Annotated in this window: 25 protein-coding genes; 12 read left to right on the top strand and 13 right to left on the bottom strand. The window is 37.3% G+C overall.

Annotated features, from left to right (window positions below; genetic code table 11):
* Positions 1–1,136 precede the first annotated feature (1,136 nt).
* On the bottom strand, positions 1,137–1,541 hold the full coding sequence (locus tag HMAT_RS02900) for a nuclear transport factor 2 family protein (RefSeq protein WP_199768530.1): 405 nt from the start codon (positions 1,539–1,541) through the stop codon (positions 1,137–1,139).
* Between the two features lie 35 nt (positions 1,542–1,576).
* Positions 1,577–2,710 carry a 2-isopropylmalate synthase gene (locus HMAT_RS02895; RefSeq protein WP_104381299.1) on the bottom strand — a complete coding sequence of 378 codons (1,134 nt, stop codon included), beginning with the start codon at positions 2,708–2,710 and terminating at the stop codon, positions 1,577–1,579.
* Between the two features lie 81 nt (positions 2,711–2,791).
* Between HMAT_RS02895 and HMAT_RS02890 the strand changes: the two genes are divergently transcribed.
* Positions 2,792–3,568, top strand: coding sequence for an AraC family transcriptional regulator (locus HMAT_RS02890; protein ID WP_104381298.1), 777 nt, complete (start codon positions 2,792–2,794; stop codon positions 3,566–3,568).
* Between the two features lie 661 nt (positions 3,569–4,229).
* On the opposite strand, the gene HMAT_RS02885 is transcribed toward HMAT_RS02890, so the two are convergent.
* The 3 genes from HMAT_RS02885 to HMAT_RS02875 form a co-directional block, all read right to left on the bottom strand.
* Complete coding sequence (locus HMAT_RS02885) at positions 4,230–5,771, bottom strand: DHA2 family efflux MFS transporter permease subunit (RefSeq protein ID WP_104381297.1); 1,542 nt, start codon at positions 5,769–5,771, stop codon at positions 4,230–4,232.
* Positions 5,772–5,920: 149 nt separating this feature from the next.
* Positions 5,921–6,640: a hypothetical protein gene (locus tag HMAT_RS02880; RefSeq protein WP_104381296.1), complete on the bottom strand. Its 720-nt coding sequence runs from the start codon at positions 6,638–6,640 to the stop codon at positions 5,921–5,923.
* A 6-nt stretch (positions 6,641–6,646) separates the two neighbouring features.
* The gene (locus HMAT_RS02875; RefSeq protein WP_233789095.1) at positions 6,647–6,946 is read right to left on the bottom strand and encodes a TetR/AcrR family transcriptional regulator; all 300 of its coding nucleotides are present in this window, start codon (positions 6,944–6,946) and stop codon (positions 6,647–6,649) included.
* Between the two features lie 183 nt (positions 6,947–7,129).
* Between HMAT_RS02875 and HMAT_RS27655 the strand changes: the two genes are divergently transcribed.
* The 11 genes from HMAT_RS27655 (at position 7,130) to HMAT_RS02830 (ending at position 13,594) form a co-directional block, all read left to right on the top strand.
* Positions 7,130–7,405, top strand: coding sequence for an SDR family NAD(P)-dependent oxidoreductase (locus HMAT_RS27655; RefSeq protein WP_158655831.1), 276 nt, complete (start codon positions 7,130–7,132; stop codon positions 7,403–7,405).
* A 98-nt stretch (positions 7,406–7,503) separates the two neighbouring features.
* Complete coding sequence (locus tag HMAT_RS02870; RefSeq protein WP_104381295.1) at positions 7,504–8,100, top strand: TetR/AcrR family transcriptional regulator; 597 nt, start codon at positions 7,504–7,506, stop codon at positions 8,098–8,100.
* 191 nt (positions 8,101–8,291) lie between these two features.
* Positions 8,292–8,678: a GNAT family N-acetyltransferase gene (locus tag HMAT_RS02865; protein WP_371412033.1), complete on the top strand. Its 387-nt coding sequence runs from the start codon at positions 8,292–8,294 to the stop codon at positions 8,676–8,678.
* A gap of 53 nt (positions 8,679–8,731) precedes the next feature.
* Entirely contained in the window at positions 8,732–9,187 is a 456-nt protein-coding gene (locus tag HMAT_RS02860) for a VOC family protein (protein WP_104381293.1), read from the top strand.
* Between the two features lie 9 nt (positions 9,188–9,196).
* Positions 9,197–10,018, top strand: coding sequence for a bifunctional 2-polyprenyl-6-hydroxyphenol methylase/3-demethylubiquinol 3-O-methyltransferase UbiG (locus HMAT_RS02855; protein ID WP_104381292.1), 822 nt, complete (start codon positions 9,197–9,199; stop codon positions 10,016–10,018).
* A 137-nt stretch (positions 10,019–10,155) separates the two neighbouring features.
* Complete coding sequence (locus HMAT_RS02850; protein WP_233789094.1) at positions 10,156–10,710, top strand: hypothetical protein; 555 nt, start codon at positions 10,156–10,158, stop codon at positions 10,708–10,710.
* A gap of 10 nt (positions 10,711–10,720) precedes the next feature.
* Complete coding sequence (locus tag HMAT_RS02845; RefSeq protein WP_104381290.1) at positions 10,721–11,119, top strand: DinB family protein; 399 nt, start codon at positions 10,721–10,723, stop codon at positions 11,117–11,119.
* The gene (locus HMAT_RS27535) at positions 11,112–11,261 is read left to right on the top strand and encodes a hypothetical protein (protein WP_262508747.1); all 150 of its coding nucleotides are present in this window, start codon (positions 11,112–11,114) and stop codon (positions 11,259–11,261) included. Before HMAT_RS02845 ends, HMAT_RS27535 begins: the two co-directional genes overlap by 8 nt.
* Before the next feature lie 58 nt (positions 11,262–11,319).
* A complete protein-coding gene (locus HMAT_RS02840) occupies positions 11,320–11,793 on the top strand; it encodes a PaaI family thioesterase (RefSeq protein WP_104381289.1) in 474 nt (157 codons plus the stop codon).
* A gap of 34 nt (positions 11,794–11,827) precedes the next feature.
* Entirely contained in the window at positions 11,828–12,676 is an 849-nt protein-coding gene (locus HMAT_RS02835) for an alpha/beta fold hydrolase (RefSeq protein WP_104381288.1), read from the top strand.
* Between the two features lie 24 nt (positions 12,677–12,700).
* Complete coding sequence (locus HMAT_RS02830) at positions 12,701–13,594, top strand: MBL fold metallo-hydrolase (RefSeq protein WP_104381287.1); 894 nt, start codon at positions 12,701–12,703, stop codon at positions 13,592–13,594.
* A gap of 10 nt (positions 13,595–13,604) precedes the next feature.
* Here the strand turns inward: HMAT_RS02830 and HMAT_RS02825 are convergent, their stop codons facing one another.
* The 8 genes from HMAT_RS02825 to HMAT_RS02790 all read right to left on the bottom strand — a co-directional run bounded on the left by HMAT_RS02825 (position 13,605) and on the right by HMAT_RS02790 (position 19,454).
* Complete coding sequence (locus HMAT_RS02825; protein WP_104381286.1) at positions 13,605–14,501, bottom strand: alpha/beta fold hydrolase; 897 nt, start codon at positions 14,499–14,501, stop codon at positions 13,605–13,607.
* Positions 14,502–14,504: 3 nt separating this feature from the next.
* Complete coding sequence (locus tag HMAT_RS02820) at positions 14,505–14,927, bottom strand: DUF1330 domain-containing protein (RefSeq protein WP_104381285.1); 423 nt, start codon at positions 14,925–14,927, stop codon at positions 14,505–14,507.
* 1 nt (position 14,928) lies between these two features.
* Positions 14,929–15,273, bottom strand: coding sequence for a GIY-YIG nuclease family protein (locus HMAT_RS02815; protein WP_158655573.1), 345 nt, complete (start codon positions 15,271–15,273; stop codon positions 14,929–14,931).
* Positions 15,274–15,285: 12 nt separating this feature from the next.
* Entirely contained in the window at positions 15,286–15,702 is a 417-nt protein-coding gene (locus tag HMAT_RS02810) for a MarR family winged helix-turn-helix transcriptional regulator (RefSeq protein ID WP_104381283.1), read from the bottom strand.
* A gap of 609 nt (positions 15,703–16,311) precedes the next feature.
* Positions 16,312–16,590: a hypothetical protein gene (locus HMAT_RS02805; RefSeq protein WP_158655572.1), complete on the bottom strand. Its 279-nt coding sequence runs from the start codon at positions 16,588–16,590 to the stop codon at positions 16,312–16,314.
* A 69-nt stretch (positions 16,591–16,659) separates the two neighbouring features.
* Complete coding sequence (locus HMAT_RS02800; RefSeq protein ID WP_104381281.1) at positions 16,660–17,727, bottom strand: DNA polymerase beta superfamily protein; 1,068 nt, start codon at positions 17,725–17,727, stop codon at positions 16,660–16,662.
* An 86-nt stretch (positions 17,728–17,813) separates the two neighbouring features.
* Positions 17,814–18,470, bottom strand: a complete 657-nt coding sequence (locus tag HMAT_RS02795; RefSeq protein ID WP_104381280.1) for a nucleotidyltransferase domain-containing protein — start codon at positions 18,468–18,470, stop codon at positions 17,814–17,816.
* Positions 18,471–18,848: 378 nt separating this feature from the next.
* Positions 18,849–19,454, bottom strand: coding sequence for a hypothetical protein (locus HMAT_RS02790; RefSeq protein WP_104381279.1), 606 nt, complete (start codon positions 19,452–19,454; stop codon positions 18,849–18,851).
* Positions 19,455–19,631: the final 177 nt, after the last annotated feature.

Below are 19,631 nucleotides of genomic sequence, written 5' to 3'. Positions count from 1 at the left end.
AAACATGAACCTCCCCTATCCCTTCCAGGAAGGAAGATGTAAGAAAATATAAGCATCCCATCACTTTTTATTCATTGTTGCTAACGTATATAAACAATCGTATATTAATCCGCTTGTTCCACATCGTGAACTTGAATTTTAAGCAAATGTTAATTAAGTTTGATAAACTATATTCTAATTCTATCCTTGAATCAATACAATGGAAAACTTCACACACAATAAAAGAATTTATTACAGTCCATGTGAATTTGCAATGGCTCATATAGAGACGTAGGCTACGCGTGTTACCTCCTGAACAAGGCCTACGACCGCGCCAAACAAAGCAGAATCTGTATAAACACTGAGATATCACGAATGTGATGACTATAAGTACCCGTTTGTATCGTTTAATTTAAGACAGTAAAGTTTCCAACGATTGATAATTTTTGATGAGGTTTGCCTAATTTACTAAAATTTAATTCCTGTAGTGAAATGAAGATTTTTGAAAGCCTCATCATTTAAATTTGATAGTTCTAATTTATATACGGCAGGAACTCATATAATGGGGGCCCATATGGCGTTTTTTCTTGGCGCGTTGTAGTTTCTAGATGAGCTAGTATATTATACAATACTTAGACCATTTCCCTTTTCTGTCCGAGATCAATATTGTACTCTCTCTCAGTAAGCATTTAATAGGATTGATTCGTTTTATCAAGGACAAAAATCTACTGCAACCGTTATCTCGTATATTTTCAAAATTTATCAAAGCGTTTTCATACGAGTTTAATAAATTTTTGAAGGAACAGACTGAACTTATAATTTCGTTCATTAGTAACCATGGAATCACAGGCCTCGTCATGATCATTGGGTTATCACTATTAATGCCGTTGGGTTTCATTTTTGCCTTCTTCTCTGGATTATTACATTACATTGAAAATCAGAATATAATTTCTGCAGCTTCAATAGCAATGTTATACTTCGGCTCAATATCCATATTCAGTTTATTGCAATATAGAATCTTAAAAAGCACTTAAGCAGCTTAATCCCTTCCTTTTAAGTCATTCAATTATTATAGAATCGTAAACTATTAAACCTGCATTTCGTTAAACAGCAGGTTTAATAGCTTACATTATCTACCACGATTATTAATTCAATTGTTATTTATCCCCAAAGTTTTTGTTAAAAAAAGAATCAACTGCGTGCTGATCCTGAGGAAAATTAAACACTTCTTTAATTTTACCGCCCTCAAATTTCCATAGTAAACAAGATAAATTATTTAAATTCTCTATATTTTCTAATTCACTCCAATTTTTATGACAGTCAATTACATAATCATTGCTTACCCCTAATACGACTCCCTCGGCTCTAAAGTTAAAATTACCTAATTGATTAAGGTATTCTACGATCTCTCCAACCCCATATTTAACTCCACTTAAAGGGTGCCTGCCAGGAATATGCCATTTTACATCGGCATGGAAAATATCCTGCAATTCATCGATTGAATTACTCGAATATGCATTGAAAAATTTGTTAACTAAAACTAAGTTTGGATGTTCATTCATGATTTTTAAAATATAATTGTAATTAGTGCTCCCGACTAAATCAAATTCCGGAGGTCGTTATCTTCAATAAAACGTTTCTGATCTGCCAAAACAAGAAATCGGTTATAGATATTTTCAAAATGTTCAGCAGGGAAATCTATTTTCATACTTTTTAACCGATCTTTTAATGCTGCACGCCCACTCCTTGCGGATAAAAACAATTCAGGCAATTTCCCCCCTATTATTTGGGGATCAATAATTTCATAGTTTCTACGGTCTTTCAATACGCCATCCTGATGGATGCCGGAAGAATGCGCAAAAGCATTTTTCCCGACAATGGCCTTATTGGCCTGTACAGGATTTGACATCGCCCGTTCGACCATACTACTTAGTTCCACAATATATTTTGGATCAATTCCGGTCGCAAACCCTAGATTTTCTTTTACAATGAGTGTCAAAATAATTTCTTCTAGGGCTGCATTTCCAGCACGTTCTCCCACACCATTAATCGTTCCTTCCACCTGAAGTGCCCCCGCCATTAACCCAGCTATACTATTGGCTGTAGCCATACCTAAATCATTATGACAGTGGACAGAAAGAATTGCGTTCTCTTTTTCCCTTCTATTTTGATTCACATAAGCTATCTTTTCAAAGTACTCATAGGGTGTACAAAAACCATTGGTATCAGGAAGATTCACAACTTTTGCACCCGCTTCAACCACCGTATTCGTCATTTGAACCAAAAAATCATTGTCTGCGCGACCAGCATCTTCGGCAAAAAATTGTACTTCATCACATTTATCCGAAGCATAAGCCACCATTTCATAAGCTTTAGCCAAGATTACCTCACGAGTGGTATTAAACTTATATTTAATATGAATGTCGGATGTTCCAATTCCGAGCTGAATCCGTGCCACCTTTGCCTTACCCAAGGCCGAAGACGCCTGTTCGATATCTTTCCTATTGGCCCTAGCCAATGCACAGACTGTTGCCTTTTTCACCAGTTTACAAACCTCTGTTACTGCCTTAAAATCTCCAGGTGAACTTATTGGAAACCCTGCCTCTATCACATCTACCCCCATTGCATCGAGTTTTTCAGCGATTTCTAATTTATCATTCAGTGTCAACTGGCAGCCCGGCCCCTGTTCTCCATCGCGTAAAGTAGTATCGAAAATCTTAACTTGTTTCATATTCAACTTATTTTTATAGTTTAAAAGTACCGGAACTACAGAATTTAATATATTTGAAAATAAAACAATTGTTATTCAATAATGCCAAAATCCACTATTCCCTTTGTTCAATGTGCCAAGAACTTTCACGATGGTACAATTGAATTACGTAACTATGGACAATTCAATACAGAAATGCATGCTCATGATCAAGTACAGGTACTTAGCCCAACAAATGGTACCCTCTTTATCTATACAGAAAAAGCCAGTTACTGTGTGCCTAATACTTTCTATGTATATATCCCAGCACATGTCCCACACAAACTCATTTCCCGTTCCCTGCAACTGTCATTAAAAACCATTTTCTTGGATATGAACAATATGCACGAGGAAGTTAAGGTGTATCCATCAAATGAATTGTTGAATCATTTTTTGATTTTTGGCCAGCGACATTGGAAGCTGAAAGACCAAGACACGTTGACAACATCTACTTTGGAGGCGTTGAAGTCTATGCTCCCAATACTATTGGCAAAACCGACCCTGTTACAAATCACGCCGGCAAAAAGTGAATTGATGATCCAGGTAAGCACGTATATCCTCCAACACCTCGACAATAAACTGTCAATCGCTGAGATTAGCGCTAATTTTTTTCTATCGGAGCGAACGCTTTTCAGACAGTTTAAGGAAGAAATGCAGATCACCATATTCCAGTTCATAAAACAGCATCGCCTTCTAAAGGCACTTCAATTATTGGAAAATAGGGATATGCATATCGCTGAAATCGTTTATCAAATTGGGTATGAAAGCGTACCTAACTTTTCCAATCTATTCAAAGAATATTTTGGACTATCACCACAGCAGTATAGGGCAAGGCTATAATAGAAATCTTATTGAATTATTCCATTGACACTGGTTGCGTTACAGTCTGGATTCTTACATTCGAATCGCTAGGATTACTAATATACCTACCCATCATTGTTTTAAATCTCCGCTCCCCTTGAATATTGACATCTGTCCCCCATCTTCAACGCCAAAGGTACATTTTTAGTTACAAGATTGGAGCAACCCGGTCATGCCCCAACAGTAAGCTTAGCGATCAATCTTTCGGATAAAAATATATTAGCTACTTTTTCTTCCGCAAAATCCCAGATTACTTCGACAGGCGGACTCGCATCAAATGGTTCGAAATTCTCTCTGACAATTCAGAGAATTTAAAAAGGGATGGTTTTCCTCATAAAACGTGTAGCTACTTCAGATGCGGGAATACCGTTTTTTCCACCAATGGGTGCCGAAAATTCCCTGTCAACTAAGGGAGTCATAAGTTAAAAGATCTTTACTGTTGAAGAAATGTTATCGAGAGCTATTCTTAACGACTGTGTATAAGAATGCGGAGAAGCCTTACTAGCTGAATATCTCGCAAGGTTTCTCGGCAGATAGGCAACAACAGAAGAAACGTTAATTATTGCCTATTTTTTTCGCGCTTTTTCCTCTGCCGTGTTGTTTTTTGTGTTCATATTCTTATTTTTTGAGTTTAATTTTATTAATGATCGGCTGCTGCAACTACAATTTTTTTATTGCTTTTCCGCGTGGAGAAAAATAGCAGAAGCGGTAGTGATAATGCAAATGCCGTCCCGATGAAAAGATAAGCGTCGATATAACTTAACATGAAAACCTGTTTTTGCACAATCATATCCATTAGGCCGATGGCCCGATGCTGCGCATCAACATGCCCAAACCCTTTAGTTTGAAAATGAGCTGTATACTTATCCAGCCTTTCTACCACTGAATTATTTGTGTAGGTGATGTTTGAAACTAAATCCGACCGGTGCTGGGCCATTCTTCTGACAATAAACGTATTGATGATAGAAATACCAAAAGACCCGCCCAGCTGTCTCATCATATTATTTATGGCTGTTCCCTGTGGTATATCTTCAGGTCTTAATGACGAAATAGCAAGCGTAGAAAGGGGAACCGTCAACAAAGCCATTCCCAGTGCCCTGAAAATCAAATTAACTGATATTGTTGTGAACGGGACTTCTAGAGTTACCCTGGACATCGACCAATTGAAATAGATGAAGCAACAGAAGCCGATGAATACAACTAATGCAGGTGGTACACCCTTTTGTAGCACACGTCCTGTAATTATTAGCGCAAATACGGCTATAATAGATCCCGGAAGGAGCATTAAACCAGCCATTGACGGGGTAAACTGTAAAAGCCTCTGCGCAAATACAGGGGTCAAATAAATAGAAGTAAACATCCCCATACCTGTAATAAAAGTGAGTAACGCAGAAATACTTAATGAAGGGGATCTTAAAATAGATAATTTCACCACAGGGTGTGCTGTAGTAAGTTCCCTATAAATAAAAAGAAGAAGTGAAAGAAATGCAATAACTGCAAGTATGGTGATATACTGGGTTTCAAACCAATCTTCTGTTTCCCCACGTTCAAGAATGGTCTGTAAAGAACCGACCCCTGCGATCAGTAATAAGATTCCTGCCCAGTCTATTTCTTTGACCTTTTTTCTGGTTGGCGATTCCGGAAGTATCCGATAACAGATAATAGCAGTTATGATACCGATAGGAATATTAATATAAAAAATCCATTCCCAGGAAAAGTTATCAATTATGTGTCCGCCAAGTGTTGGCCCGATTGTCGGTCCGATAAAAACACCGATACCAAACAGGGCACTCGCAATATTCTGTTTTTCTTTTGGAAAGCATTCGTAGACCACCGTCGCAGAGACAGAGAGTAATGCTCCTCCGCCGATACCCTGAAAAAAGCGAAAAGCCACCAATTCCCAAATACCGGAGGCGTTGCCGCACATAAAAGAACATAACGTAAACAGTACAAGGGATCCTATATAGTAGTTTCTACGCCCCAGGTTATTCACAAGAAAACCCGTCATCGGAATAATGATAACGTTTGCGATGCCGTAAGAAGTCACAACCCAGGAAGTATCTTCCAATGTTGCACCCAAGCTTCCGCTCATATGATTGATTGCCACATTGACAATGGACGTATCAATCAATTCCATGATAGCCGCTGATATAACGGTAATGATGAGGAGTATTCGATTCATGTTTTTTATTTTTAAATACTTAAGCTACAATATACCAATCGGTATATTGTAGCTTAAAAAAAATCCTTAAAATAGTTAAGGTTGTCTTGTATTGTTGTCCTGTTACAAATGTAACCATTCCATCTGCCTTGGTTCAGCAAATTTGCGAACTACTTCAGCACAATATCCATTACGTTAACGACGACCAGGACTGGCTCAGGTTGAACACTTGTATTATCATCGTTACGGATAAACACCTCTCTTTTGGTTGGAAACTTTATACCTTGTACCTCTGTATAATCATATAGATAATGTGCACTTGCAACATTTTCAGAAATTTCCACATTATAATCGTGCCTGCGTATAAGCCCCTCCTTGTCGATGTAAAATGTCTGAATACGACTATGGCTTTCAATTATCTCAGGAAAAACAACTCGTAACCTACGGAATGTTTCGCCGCCTTCTTCCCAAGGATCAATTTCGGCTACCTCAAAAATGGGATCCGCAAAACAAAACGGCGCGTTGAAATAAATCCATATCGCATAACTTGCAAAATAAAATGCCTGTAAGCGCGTCCAAGGCGTTTCTCTCTTGTGGTTAAAAAAAGACTGCCTAGGACTGTAGAGTTCTTCAATTATTTCATTATCCAGCGTTAAAGCAGCAACATGATCAGGTTCAAACGATGTCTTCCAATCTGCATAGACCGGTTGGAAAGACACAAATTGTCTTTTTGTATCTACAGACACGTAGGTATCGTTTATTATTCCTGGCTGTTGCTTCCGAATCCAAGTTAGCCCATCGACTTTTAGATGTGCAGATATGTTAGTAAACATATTCCAATTTTGAAGCCCCCCATGTGCCTCGATCGTTAATTTTAATAGATTGTTCATAAATTATTACCATATTATTTTGTAGCCATACAAAGTCGAAGCATCATTTATGCATTTACTGATTCGGTTGAACACAATCGAGATGTTATGCTGAAATGATGCAACTGCCAATTCGTTCTTGTCTGAAAAATTACCGTATATCGCTCGATTAGTCAGTTTAGTCGCTTCCCGGATATCAGCTAACGAAGTATTTTCATATCCTTTAATATTGAATACCTGTGCTGATTTCTGAATGATAAACTCTTTTGTTTTTTCTGCTTTGGCATCTTGCTCATTACTATTGACAAAAACTTTAATTGTGCACAAATATATAAAAATATAATACCGTTCGGTATATTTTTATATATTTATTGATTTGTTTAATACGTTTATCAATTATAATATCCTTTTGAAACCGCTTTTTACTATCTAAAAAACTTTTAAACTCAAGTAAAGGAAACTCTCGGTTTGTTCAACCCACTCTGATTCTGCATTTTCATTTGAGACTAAATCTCTCGAGCCCAAATTAAAAGCAACATTCTGAGGTTATCCGCGTCTCGCCAACGAGGATGTACAATTATTATCAATTATAGCATATCATCCGCTGAGGCTGAAGAAATCACCGATCAGATCATAGCTGGCGGAGGCCGTGCTATAGCTATCCGTGCCAATGCTTTAAAACACGATGATGTTACGAATTTATTTAATGAGATTCGATATCAGACCGGAAATGCGGACATACTGTTCAACAATGCAGTTATGAATCCAATTATTGAAGTTAATTAAAAACTCCACATTTGAGCCTTTACCCACCTATTCTTAAAAAAAAAGACCGGTTGTTCTATTTTTTTATTTAACTTTGTCCTGGGCAAGAATTATTACTCATGAAAACTCAAAAATCCGAAAATACCAAACAGCTGATCATAGAGAAAACTTCGACCGTTTTTAATGTGAAAGGCTTTGCGGGTACATCGATAAATGATGTAATGAGCGCCACCGGTCTTTCGAAAGGTTGCATTTATGGTAATTTTGAGAATAAGGACGAGATTGCATTAAGCGTATTTGACTACAATTTTGGTAAGGTAACGCAGCATATGAAAGAACGTATTTTAGCAAGTGAAGATTCAATTGAAAGATTGCTGGTTTATCCCCATACCTACAAAAACTATTTCAGGTATCCGTATTTACAGGCAGGCTGTCCTATTCTAAATACTGCTACCGAGGCTGATGATACACACCCGTCACTCCAAAAACGTGTACAAAAAGCGCTTGATTTTTGGAAAACTTCCCTAGAAAATCAAATCAAACGTGGTATCAAAAGAAACGAAATAAAGGTAGATACCGATCCGACCGAAATTGCAGTCGTGATGATTTCAATGATCGAAGGTGCATTTATGCAGGCAAAGGTCAACAAGCATATGACAGAACTTAATATAGCGATGTCCTTTTTAGAGAGGCTGATCAGGAATTTGAAAGTATAATTTTTTTTATCTTTAAAAAGACCGATCGGTTTATTTTTAGATTATTAAGAATATTTAACAATAAAATGGAAACATTTGATATTACGGTTATCGGGTCAGGTCCCGGCGGAAATGTAGCAGCGATCAGAAGTGCTCAATTAGGATATAAAACTGAAATTAGGCTTGCAACCAGCGGAGATTACCCCAGAATTATGGAAATTTGGGAATCTGCGGTTAAAGCTACTCACGGCTTTCTTGCCGAAGAAGATTTTATTTATTTTAAAGAAGTCATCCCGAAGGATTATCTGCCCAATCTCGAAGTATTTCTCCTTATTGAAAATAGGGAATCTGTCGGATTTTCATCAGTATCAGAAGGAAACCTCGAAATGCTTTTTATTCATAATGAATACCGTAATAAAGGTTATGGAAAGAGCTTATTTCAATTCATGGATGAGACAAATGGCATTACAAAGGTTGACGTCAACGAGCAAAATTATCAGGCTATCGGATTTTATGAAAAATTAGGGTTCAGAAAAGCAGGAAGATCCGAAAAAGACGGCTCAGGCAAAGATTATCCGATTATTCATATGGTAAAATGAAATAGTCGTTATTATCAAAATATTATAATTTATTAATAATAAAATATGTAAAAATGATTGAAGGATTATATGAGACACACATTCAAGTAAGCAACTTGGAAAACGCAGTTCAGTTCTATACTCAAATATTGGGACTTGAGCTTGCACATTATGATGAAACCAGGCCGATTGCCTTTCTCTGGATCGGAGTAAATAAAAAGGCAATGCTTGGACTTTGGGAACAACAGGGTAATCTCCAGACAAGACATTTTGCATTCAGCTGTTCCAAAGATTTTATTTTAAAAGATGCAAATACTTTTTTAAAGAAAAACGGCTTAAAGGCTTATAATTTTCTCAAAAATGGAAGCAATGAACCAATGGTTTTTGCCTGGATGCCCGCACTTGCTCTTTATTTTGACGATCCGGACGGAAATCAGCTGGAGTTTATCCATATTCTGAAAGGCAAAAGTCAGCCAGAACTTGGCGTAATCAGCTACGAGGAATGGCAAAAAATCAATTCACCTCATTAGATAAAACATATGAATGCAGAAGACAATTATTTGGAAATAAACAGGGAATCCTGGAATACCAGAACAAAAGCTCATATCAATTCTGATTTTTATAACCTGGAAGACTTTTTGAAGGGGAAAAATTCATTAAAAGATATAGAACTTAATTTACTTGGAGATTTGACAGGCAAATCCCTATTGCATTTACAGTGCCATTTCGGACAGGATAGCATCTCATTAAGTCGCATGGGAGCGGACGTAGTCGGCGTTGATCTTTCGGATGTAGCAATTGATCGTGCACGGCAACTAGCAAAACAGAGTAATGTTTCAACAACTTTTATCTGCAGCGATGTTTATGATCTGCCCTATCATCTGGATGGTCAGTTTGATATCATCTTTACAAGTTATGGGACCATCGGCTGGCTTCCGGATTTGGATCGGTGGGCAAAGATCATTTCGAAATTCCTGAAACCCGGCGGTACATTTGTGTTTGTAGAATTTCATCCGGTTGTCTGGATGTTTGATGCGGGTTTTAAAAAGATTGAATACAGATATTTTAATTCCGGAGCAATTATAGAAACCGAAACAGGAACTTATGCCGATAAAGAAGCGAAATTTGAAGTCAAATCAATTGGCTGGAACCACGGCTTAGCCGAAGTAATAAGCAGTCTAATGCAAAATGGTTTAGAAATAAATTCCATTGAAGAATTTGATTATTCGCCATACAATAATTTCAATAATTCAGTAGAATCTGAACCCGGTAAGTTCAGAATTGATCATCTGGGCGACAAAATCCCTATGCTGTATGCATTGACAGCCTCAAAAAGGCATCTTGTGGATAAGGAACAATAAAATCTGATGCTGTCTCTAAATAAAATGGTCTGTTTTATTCAAATTATATGTTTCTTAGGTTAATATTTCTTTATCTTTCATTTCTTCCGTTTGCTACTAACGCTCAAAATAGTACTCAAAAAAAGTATGTCTTTTTTTTGCATAATAAATTTTTGGAAGGACATTCACTAAATGAATCCCATCCTAAATACGGACCAGCGGCATATAAAGCTATTTTAGAAAAGCTTCAATCTACAAATTCTGTCATACTATCCGAAAAAAGAAAGCTCGACACTGATCCTAAAATGTATGCAAAAAAAGTGATCCTTAAAATTGACAGCTTACACAACGCTGGAGTTCCTTATGACCATATTTCAATTGTTGGAACATCTCAAGGGGGATACATTGCTCAATACATCTCCTATTATGCTAAAAATACAGATTTGAAATTTGTTTTTATCGGCTCAAGCTTTAAAAACGATTCAATGAATGAAGATCGAAATTTCCGACTCTACGGGAAGATTTTATCGATTAATGAAAAAACTGACGTCGGCGCTGAGTTATTATCAAGGCAACTTAGGTTTAAAAATTCTGATTTAAAAGTTTTTAAAGAAATTACCCTCAACACAGGTCTGGAACATGGCTTTCTGTTCAGGGTATTAGATGAGTGGATAATACCTGCCAAAGCATGGATTAATAGTAATAAGCTATAAATTAATACTAATGAAAAAAGTAAAGCCACAATTATTTGTCAGATGGTTCGACCGACAATTTGATTCAAACACGGGTTCTGAATATTTTGACGAATTTCTAAAACGACTCGAGCATTTTCCGGCTCTTTTAAAAAAGCTGCTAAAAAACTGCCCTACAGAAGTTTCAACCCGAAAAATGGGAGGTAAATGGTCTGTCAATGAGAATTTGGGGCATTTAATACTTTTAGAAGATCTATGGCGAACCCGTTTTAGAGATATAAGGGAAGAAAAATCGGATATGTCCCCTGCCGATTTAAACAATACAGCAACCGATCAGTCGTCTTTTAACAACATGTTGATCGACGAGCTTATTAAGAACCTGGTCAGCGAAAGACACAAAAACAATTGCAATGCTTCAAAAAATGAGTGAAGAAGACTTGTTGAAGACAAGTATGCATCCGAGGTTACAACAGCCAATGAATATCATCGACCTGATGCATTTTGTTGCAGAGCATGATTTGCACCATTTGCACACCATACAGTCTATAATAGGAAACATGGAAAACTTATAATTTTTTTATTAATAAAAAGACCGATTGGTTTATTTATATAAATATAATAACACCGTATATGACAAAATTATCGATATTAGATTACCTAAATAAATTGATAAAAAGGGAAATTACCGACGAAATACATACGCATATGCATTACCCGACACCAATATCAAAAACATTGGGCATAAACATTATAGAAGTTGGTTTAGGTACAGCGACCGTACAGATCAATACTAGAAAAGAACTGCACAGTAACCAACAGGGAACCATTCACGGTGGCCTGCTTTGTGAACTGGCAGACGCAGCCATCGGAACCGCACATTCAACCCTCATTCAGGAAGGCGAAACGTTTACTTCCGTGGAATTGAAAATCAATTTTTACCGGCCTGTTTTTGAGGATATACTCACTGCCAAAGCATCACCCTTACATAGTGGAAAAAACTTAAGCCATTATCAATGCGGAATTTTTCGTAGCGACGGTAAAAAAGCCGCTATGATAACAAGTACGGTCATGACTTTAAGAGGCGATAAAGCAACAGGACGTTAATATATTACTGAATTACAACCTCATAAAAATCATCATGAATAAATCAATCTTTAAAAATCCTGAAGGAAAAAATAAAATTATGCATGCCTACGACTATGCCATAAAAAATACGCCTTTGCATTTGAAAACCGGTGTATTGAAAACAACTTTTGGGGACACTCATTTTTTGGAGGCCGGAAGTCAACATCAAGAAATTATCATCTTATTGCATGGCGCATCTTCTAATGCAACGTCATGGTTATCGGACATTGCAGAATATTCAAAACAATATAAAGTCATAGCAATAGACGTTATCGGAGAGGCGGGAAAAAGCGCAGAAACCAGACCTTCTTACCAAACGACAGATTTCGCAGAATGGTTAAAAGAGGTTTTCGACAGGCTCAATATCAGCAAGGCAAATATAGTCGGATTATCGCAAGGGGGATGGTTGGCATTGCGTTTCGCAACAAGTTATCCTGAACTAGTTGACCAGCTGATTTTACTGGCACCTGCAGGAATAGTTCCGACCAAAACAACATTTATCATAAAGGCCCTACTTTATTCCTTTTTTGGAAAAAATGGACGTGTCAGGATCAATAGACTGGTCTTGGGAAGCCAGCCTGTGGACAGTAAGATTATTTCATTTATGGATTTAATACAAACCAACTTTAATGCGAGGATAGAAAAGGAATATATTTTTTCAGATGATGAGCTCAGCCGTTTGACAATGCCTGTGTTACTCATCGGCGGAGAGCAGGATGTAATACGCTCTACCCAGAAAATTGCCAGGAGATTGCAACATATTGTGACAGACTTTACCATAATAACCATTCCAGAAATGGGACATGTTTTGGCTGGATTAGCACCACGAATATTTCCTTTTTTAAACAAGACCAAATGCTAATTTAATCGCAGTACTCTAGTAAATATGCAAACAAACTACAGTCACCTTAAGATTCCATTTGATAACCTGGAAATCTATATTCTTTCCGATGGATATTTTGATATAGGACCATATCAACCCATTATTGCAACGGATGCAGCACCTGCAGATCTTCAAAAAGAGCTAAGCCGACTGCATTTACCTGCCGATATCTATGAAGCTCCTATTAATGTGATGCTTATCCGAAAGAATGAGCAATTAATACTAGTAGATACAGGAGAAGGCTTTTATGATAAAAAAAATGCAGGAAAATTATTACACAGTCTGAAAAGTGCCGGATTCGGAGCCAATGATATTTCCGATGTACTGATAACGCATGCTCACCGGGATCACATTGGGGGCATATTAACCGAAAATGATAGTCTGGTATTTCCAAATGCAAGATTCTATATTTCACGGACTGAACTGGAATTCTGGTTTGCGCAGGAGCCGAATTTCCCCAACAGCCGGAGGCCTGAGTTTGGTCATGGTTCTGTTTCACTGGTTAAGCAGATATTAGGGGCCATTAGCCACCGTTTAGAAATATTTGATGCAGGTGACGAATTATTTTCCTGTATTAAAACGCAGGCAGCTCCAGGACATACTCCCGGACACATCATATTTACGGTTTATTCGGGTAAGCTATCCATTACGCATCTGGTTGATCTGGTTCATAGCCCTGTGCTGATCTCTAATCCGGTTTGGGGGACACAATGGGATATCGATTTTTCTTTGGGGATCAACGTCCGAAAAAATATATTGGAAAAATGTAATGAGCAAAAATTGCTAATTTGTGCATCTCACCTTCCCTGGCCGGGAATAGGGTTTATTGACAGATCTCATGATCAATGGCAATGGACTCCAAAACCATATATTTCACCATTGCTACTTACATTTTGATCATGACTTTTCATCCAGTTTTAGCAATAAAATTTGAAATGTCTTTCACCAGTGACGGAAACAGTGAATCCGGGATAGCGTGTCCCATTCCTCTTTTTATGATCAGCTCACAGTAAGGAATAGTATTTTTTAAATCAACAGCATGTTCCATATTAAATAACGGATCTTCATCTCCATGTATCGTCAATGTGGGTACATGGAGACTACTAAGAACATTTGAATCATATTGATAACTCAGCAGGGCAATCATCTGACGAAAAGGCCTAACGAACGGAGACTTTCGGCTTTCGTCTTCGATAATTAACCAACGTTCTTTTTCTTCATTAAAATTATATTTATTTCCATAAATAGCTTTCATAAAATCAACTTTTTCATTTATATGAGCTTGCTTATTATCGTGAAAATTTGCAGTGCTGTTTGTCATTTTGCCTATCAATGCGTCATCTGCCTTCGGAAGAGCAGGATTAAAGCTTGAAGACATCAATAAATTCAGTGTCTGAGTCATTGCCGGATACCGTGATGCAAATAACTGTGCAATGATGCCTCCCATCGACCGCCCTACGATATGTGCGCTACGAATGGCAAGTGAATGGAGCAAATCTTTTATATCATCCGCCATATCCAATAAAGAATAAGGGACAGGATATTTTTCTGGATGCTGCAGAAAATCGTTCAGCGAAAAATTGATTGTATCATTAGGGTCACTTGTTTTAAAAGTACTTTTTCCACAATCCCTATTATCAAAACAGATTACACGAAACCCTTCCTCTGAAAGCATCTTAAGAAACGGTGCTTCCCAACGGGTCATCTGGGTATTCAGCCCACTAACCAGTACAATGGTCTCCTTGTTTTCTACGCCGAATGTTTCATAATAGATGGTAGCATTTTTTAGGTCAATATATCCCATAAATTACAATGCAATTTCTAAAGGTAAAAGTCTGGAATCCAATATAGCAGCTGAGCGATGGCCCGTAATCTTCATATAATCCGGATTCTGCTCGAAAGCAAAAAAGTCTGATACACTTCTTTGTCTAACCAGCATACAGATATCCCAGTGTTCGTCCGGAGGACCTATCAAAAAGTGGTCTCCTTTTCCAACGAAAAGAATCTGTCCACCACCCTGCTCTAGAAAAGGTTTGGCAAGGTTAATATAGCGCATAAAAGCTTCATAACCTGAAATTTCGCTGGCAGGTGCAATTTCAGAAAACTCGGAATAGTCAGCAATTTTCTTTAAACGTATCAGATTTAAATTTACAATTGACCCTTGAATATTTTTTAACATAAGATCCCGCCCGGCTTCGTAAGTTGGATATAAATAGGTTTTGTTTTCCATATCAATATATATTTTTTAATTTACTTTGCTCTTCTTGCAGATCATTTTTAACTTTTTGCACCCTCTTTTTATAGTCTATGATTTTGTTCTCTTCCCATGGAACAATGATTGCATTTTCAAAAACGAAACTCTCCTCTCCTAGCCGGATCCAATCGGACTGTAAGTTCCTGTTATCAAATAGCCCGTTGTTCAGTTCAAACCGGATTCTGTTGGAAAGTGATCTTAAATCTATACCCTCTTTGATAAATATTTTATTTTCTGCATTATTCAGAATAGTCAATACTCCCATTAACGGTTTCATCTCTAAAAACTCAGCGTTTAATTTCTTTCTGTACTTTTTGTCCATGTTCATTTTAATTTAAAGATCACCCCCTAAGATTTTCAATTGTCCTGCGAAAACATCTAAGTTTTCCGTTACAATTCCTTCTAATAACTTTTTGGATATGTATTCTGCTGTAGTGGTCGCCTCTGCAAAAATTTTTTCTCCGGTAGAAGTGAGTTTTACATAACTCACCCTGGCATCCCGATCGCTGTTTTCTTTCTCTACAAGTCCTATTTTTTCCATTGGTAAAATAATCCGCGTAATGCCAGAGGCGGTTAAACCAATGTTCTCAGCAAGATCAATTCTTTTTAAACGATTACCAGGTGCATTATTTAAAATATAGAGGATCATATAGTCAGTAAGGCTAATACCATGAAGACTTAAACCGTCAAACTTTTTCGTAATGACAGATTGAACTTTTAAAACATTCAGAATTGTACTTATTTCTTTCATTGTATATTTGCAATATACTTGATTAGTCAAGTATATTGCAAATATAAAGAATTTGCTTACACTTGCAAAAGCTATCGCTAATTTCTAATTTTTCAGGATGAAAAAGTCGTGATTTGACTCTTTATTGTATATCCACCTATATTGATGCCTTTGAATTTGCAGCAGTGATTTGCCACCTTTGCTGTAAACCCTACAAAATATTTTAGACTGTCTTTCCTTATTGTCAATGTGGATTATATAAATGAATTATAAGGATCAGTGTATATCCCATTTTTATTAATTTTAGTCAATGGGACATGATTAGTGAATAAACCTACCTAAAAATAGGTATCAGTTCATTTTAGTCTGTGATATACAATTCCTTGTGAAAATACAACCGATATATAGGATAAAAGTATTGTAATTATTAATATATATTTCTTTTTCATGATTTTTCAATTTTGTGTTTTTATCTTCTTCTATAATAGATTCTGGACAACTAAGTTTGCCCGCCAGATTGGAAGGTGGTATTTGTTGGCCCATAACTCGAAGGGTGATACGTTATGATTTCATACTCAACCATTTTACTTGTTATTTCCCTAGCAAATTCTTGTGCATCAACTCCAGAAACTATACCAGAATGTGAAAGCCCCGCCCTCCATTGTAAGGAGCTTGATAGCGTACAATATCTCCAACTTTGACATTGCTTGTGACCTGAATGAAATTTGCTTCCTTGATATTTATTGACACTACCCAAAGTGGATTCCCATCAGATGCTAACGTTCCAGTTATTGCACTTTTATCTGTTTTACTAAATGTATAATAATGGCAATTATAGGCATCTGGATTAGACTGGTCAACTGCAATGCCACCTCCGAGGTCAATGGTTTTTATTAGCGGAGTGGTCATTTTTAGATATTTTGAAAAATCTTCATCAAGTTTACTTCTCCAATAGTAACTGCCCCTTGGCATGAAGAATTAAATCTTAACATGATAAAGATGCTTACGCATGTCCACCAATTGCTGCCTCAGCTTATCCTGATCCGGCACTGCCGGGAGTAAACTGTGCAAGCAGAGCTCTTGAACTTCCTCGAAGAGCGTGTGCGACCAGACAAAAAGTTCATCGTAGCTATAGGCGCCATCCTTGATACCTAACAGTTCTTCTCTATTGGAACGTTGTACCTGTAGTTCTCTTTTGCATAAAATCTCTTTTGCCTGTTGCAATAGACGGATGGTATGCATCATATTTTTGGCATCATAGCCTTGCTCGTGGTTCATTGTCCCCTCAAAGCGTGCCTCATTGCGTGCTGACACCCAGCTAAAATATTCATTATAAGCCTTGCAATAAGAAGAATAAGCTTCGTGATTAACAAAGAGGTATGCACAAAGTGTTTCTTCCCTGCGAGTAGAACTGCAGGAAACCTCAGTACTATCTAGTGTAGCAACTATACCTTTATAACCCAAAGTCTGGGTCTGATCATAATAGAGGACATACATTCCCTTTGCATGTTCGATCTTTATTAAACCACAGTTTTCCTGTTTCAACTGCCGGCTGCTTAACCATGCTATTAACGGTAAACTACCATTGCCAGCTATGATAAAGCAGAAATCCAGCAAACTTTTACGTTCACGATCCATTGGATTGTTGATTTTCTTATTCAATCCTTTTGCCTTCCGCACCTGTACCATGGCGTATTGCGCAAAGGTCATAGCAGCCTCTCGCGTAATAAAATCCTGCATTTTAAATTGCTCCATGATTGGATCTTGGTATACGATGCAATTGGCAGGACTAGCCAAAAGCTCCAATACAGTCGGGTTACTCTTTGAAAGGAGTTCGACGAAACGTCCTAGCTCATAATACACTTCATCATTGCTGGTATTAGCCACTTGGGCAATATATTGACCGCCCAAGTAAGATTCCAAAGGCAGATAAAATACTCCCCTGATATCGGTATCGGAAGATGCTGTGGCCAATCCATATGCCCGGCTGCCCACAACGGCCTCAAACAGGATCAGCCCGTTCTTTCGAAGTTCGTCTATAGTCATCTTAATATAGTTTTAAAGTAATTCTCCAGTCCTTCTTTATCCGATACGGATACGGGTACCTGTTTTACTTGATGCTCTAAATGTATTTACTTTGTTTCAATATAACCCCTTATGGTCGCTGAACAGCTGTATATAAACCCTTCATCTACCTGCCCCTTCAACTGCTGCAATTCCATCGCTTCGATTTTAATAACATCAGGCAATAATACGGATAGTCCTGCCAATGTCATGGGCGCATAACTACGATAGGTAATACACCAATCTGCTGCAAGTAAAGATCGTAGGATATAAAATAAGCTCTTGAGCTTCATCGTTTCCCGTTGAAGATCTTCTAATTTACTACGGACAATCCCTAAATAATGATGGGCGTGCCTACGTGCGTTAAAATAATTTTCCATCATTATCCTAAAACTTGTCTTGAATCCGTCAAACTCGTAGTAGACCACGGGTGACTGGATCCATTCAAATGGGCTCACATTGCTCTTATACAGTAATGTGAGTACTTTAAACAGATCCCAACCTGCTATATCAAGGTCATCGATTATCGGAAATCGCATTTCGGTAGGCAGCGGAAACAAACGGCTATAGTCTTCCGGTTTTCTTATATAAATAAACCGAACGTCGTAATCACTGTCGATTGACGGAAATCCCCAACCTCGGCTTCCTGACTCACAGGCAAAAAGTATACGTATTCCTTCGTCCGCCTCTACCTCCATGAGCTTCTTGATGATATGTGCTTTCATTTCTTCGTGCTTTTTTAATTTCCATTAACACAAAGCTCGATTGTGCCACTGAAGCCTTTTTGCGCATTAAAAAAAGAGAATAAAAACAGTGTTAGACTACTTATTATCAGGCAGATAATTTTCTAAAAAAATTGAAGCTTACACAGGAATATAAAAGTACGCAGATATATTGCGTAGCTTAACAACAATCAAAGCATTATATATTATAATTTCTATCATCGTATTTTGAAAGGGAAAATTGAATTTCAATCGAGCGTCCTCAAAAAGATTTATTCAGCATAGATAACAATTAAAATCGGAGTATCGGTCGATATGTTTATGTTGGACCTTTCATCGCTCGAACTGTTTTCGCTGCGCATTGCTTGTCAGAAGAGTCATTTATTTGGATTTGTCATAGAATGATTGTAACTCATCTTTAGATTCCGTGAATTTAAAATATTTTGGCTCGTGTAAAATAGAATTGAAATAAATTTCTTGCATCCTTTTCTTGTCCTTTACTTCACCAGATGCACTAAACTGTGCAATCAATGTGCTGTAAAATTCTCCAATGTGCCATCCATTGTATGCTACTTTTTTATCGTATCCAATCCAATCAAAGTCTGCATAATCAAAGTTCTTAAAGTAGAAATATTTCTTGCCATTAAACTTTGGAAGCTTGTCGCAAAACTCAAGTATCTTTTTATTGTTTTTCATCATCTGTAGAACTTTGAAGCGTGGTCCAACCAAAGCATCCATCACATTCAAAAAAAAGATTGCCTTTTCAGTTTCGTCCTTAAATCCCAAACTCTCTATATTGAAATCGTACTTACTCAGATTTGCTTCATTAAATAGTGAAGATATACCACCATGGATACGATAGTAATAGTTATCGAGCAACCATCGACTATCAATCTGCTTGGAAAGTACTTCATTTGCTACAGCTATAACTGGCCTTGCCTTGACTTTTTTCGTTTGTCCTATTGTAATGGATTTCGCGGATGGCATACCACAATATCAACTCTTCGTCATTTGGTCTTGCAAGAAAGCGTGTCTCCAAAATTGTATTATCGCTTTTACCAAGTGCAATTAAAGCATCAACGATATGATTCAGCTTAGGTGTCCGTAATGAGTCAATTGATTTGGCAAATTTAGCTCATCTTGCATCTGTATTATAGGAATAGA

This window comes from Sphingobacterium sp. HMA12, assembly GCF_002933815.1.
GTDB lineage: Bacteria > Bacteroidota > Bacteroidia > Sphingobacteriales > Sphingobacteriaceae > Sphingobacterium.
The sequence above is the reverse complement of the archived record's forward strand: the minus strand, read 5'-3'. Positions and strand labels throughout refer to the sequence as shown.

What these genes read in the sequence shown, in the direction of transcription:
- HMAT_RS02890 (WP_104381298.1), top strand. Translation starts at nt 2,792, where the DNA reads ATGCCAAAATCCACTATTCCCTTTGTTCAATGTGCCAAGAACTTTCAC.
- HMAT_RS02830 (WP_104381287.1), top strand. Translation starts at nt 12,701, where the DNA reads ATGCAAACAAACTACAGTCACCTTAAGATTCCATTTGATAACCTGGAA.
- HMAT_RS02840 (WP_104381289.1), top strand. Translation starts at nt 11,320, where the DNA reads ATGACAAAATTATCGATATTAGATTACCTAAATAAATTGATAAAAAGG.
- HMAT_RS02900 (WP_199768530.1), bottom strand. Translation starts at nt 1,541, where the DNA reads ATGAATGAACATCCAAACTTAGTTTTAGTTAACAAATTTTTCAATGCA.
- HMAT_RS02835 (WP_104381288.1), top strand. Translation starts at nt 11,828, where the DNA reads ATGAATAAATCAATCTTTAAAAATCCTGAAGGAAAAAATAAAATTATG.
- HMAT_RS02810 (WP_104381283.1), bottom strand. Translation starts at nt 15,702, where the DNA reads ATGAAAGAAATAAGTACAATTCTGAATGTTTTAAAAGTTCAATCTGTC.
- HMAT_RS02800 (WP_104381281.1), bottom strand. Translation starts at nt 17,727, where the DNA reads ATGACTATAGACGAACTTCGAAAGAACGGGCTGATCCTGTTTGAGGCC.
- HMAT_RS02795 (WP_104381280.1), bottom strand. Translation starts at nt 18,470, where the DNA reads ATGAAAGCACATATCATCAAGAAGCTCATGGAGGTAGAGGCGGACGAA.
- HMAT_RS02895 (WP_104381299.1), bottom strand. Translation starts at nt 2,710, where the DNA reads ATGAAACAAGTTAAGATTTTCGATACTACTTTACGCGATGGAGAACAG.
- HMAT_RS02845 (WP_104381290.1), top strand. Translation starts at nt 10,721, where the DNA reads ATGAAAAAAGTAAAGCCACAATTATTTGTCAGATGGTTCGACCGACAA.
- HMAT_RS02815 (WP_158655573.1), bottom strand. Translation starts at nt 15,273, where the DNA reads ATGGACAAAAAGTACAGAAAGAAATTAAACGCTGAGTTTTTAGAGATG.
- HMAT_RS02870 (WP_104381295.1), top strand. Translation starts at nt 7,504, where the DNA reads ATGAAAACTCAAAAATCCGAAAATACCAAACAGCTGATCATAGAGAAA.
- HMAT_RS02865 (WP_371412033.1), top strand. Translation starts at nt 8,292, where the DNA reads ATGGAAATTTGGGAATCTGCGGTTAAAGCTACTCACGGCTTTCTTGCC.
- HMAT_RS27535 (WP_262508747.1), top strand. Translation starts at nt 11,112, where the DNA reads ATGAGTGAAGAAGACTTGTTGAAGACAAGTATGCATCCGAGGTTACAA.
- HMAT_RS02880 (WP_104381296.1), bottom strand. Translation starts at nt 6,640, where the DNA reads ATGAACAATCTATTAAAATTAACGATCGAGGCACATGGGGGGCTTCAA.
- HMAT_RS02885 (WP_104381297.1), bottom strand. Translation starts at nt 5,771, where the DNA reads ATGAATCGAATACTCCTCATCATTACCGTTATATCAGCGGCTATCATG.
- HMAT_RS02825 (WP_104381286.1), bottom strand. Translation starts at nt 14,501, where the DNA reads ATGGGATATATTGACCTAAAAAATGCTACCATCTATTATGAAACATTC.
- HMAT_RS02820 (WP_104381285.1), bottom strand. Translation starts at nt 14,927, where the DNA reads ATGGAAAACAAAACCTATTTATATCCAACTTACGAAGCCGGGCGGGAT.
- HMAT_RS02855 (WP_104381292.1), top strand. Translation starts at nt 9,197, where the DNA reads ATGAATGCAGAAGACAATTATTTGGAAATAAACAGGGAATCCTGGAAT.
- HMAT_RS02805 (WP_158655572.1), bottom strand. Translation starts at nt 16,590, where the DNA reads ATGACCACTCCGCTAATAAAAACCATTGACCTCGGAGGTGGCATTGCA.
- HMAT_RS02790 (WP_104381279.1), bottom strand. Translation starts at nt 19,454, where the DNA reads ATGCCATCCGCGAAATCCATTACAATAGGACAAACGAAAAAAGTCAAG.
- HMAT_RS02860 (WP_104381293.1), top strand. Translation starts at nt 8,732, where the DNA reads ATGATTGAAGGATTATATGAGACACACATTCAAGTAAGCAACTTGGAA.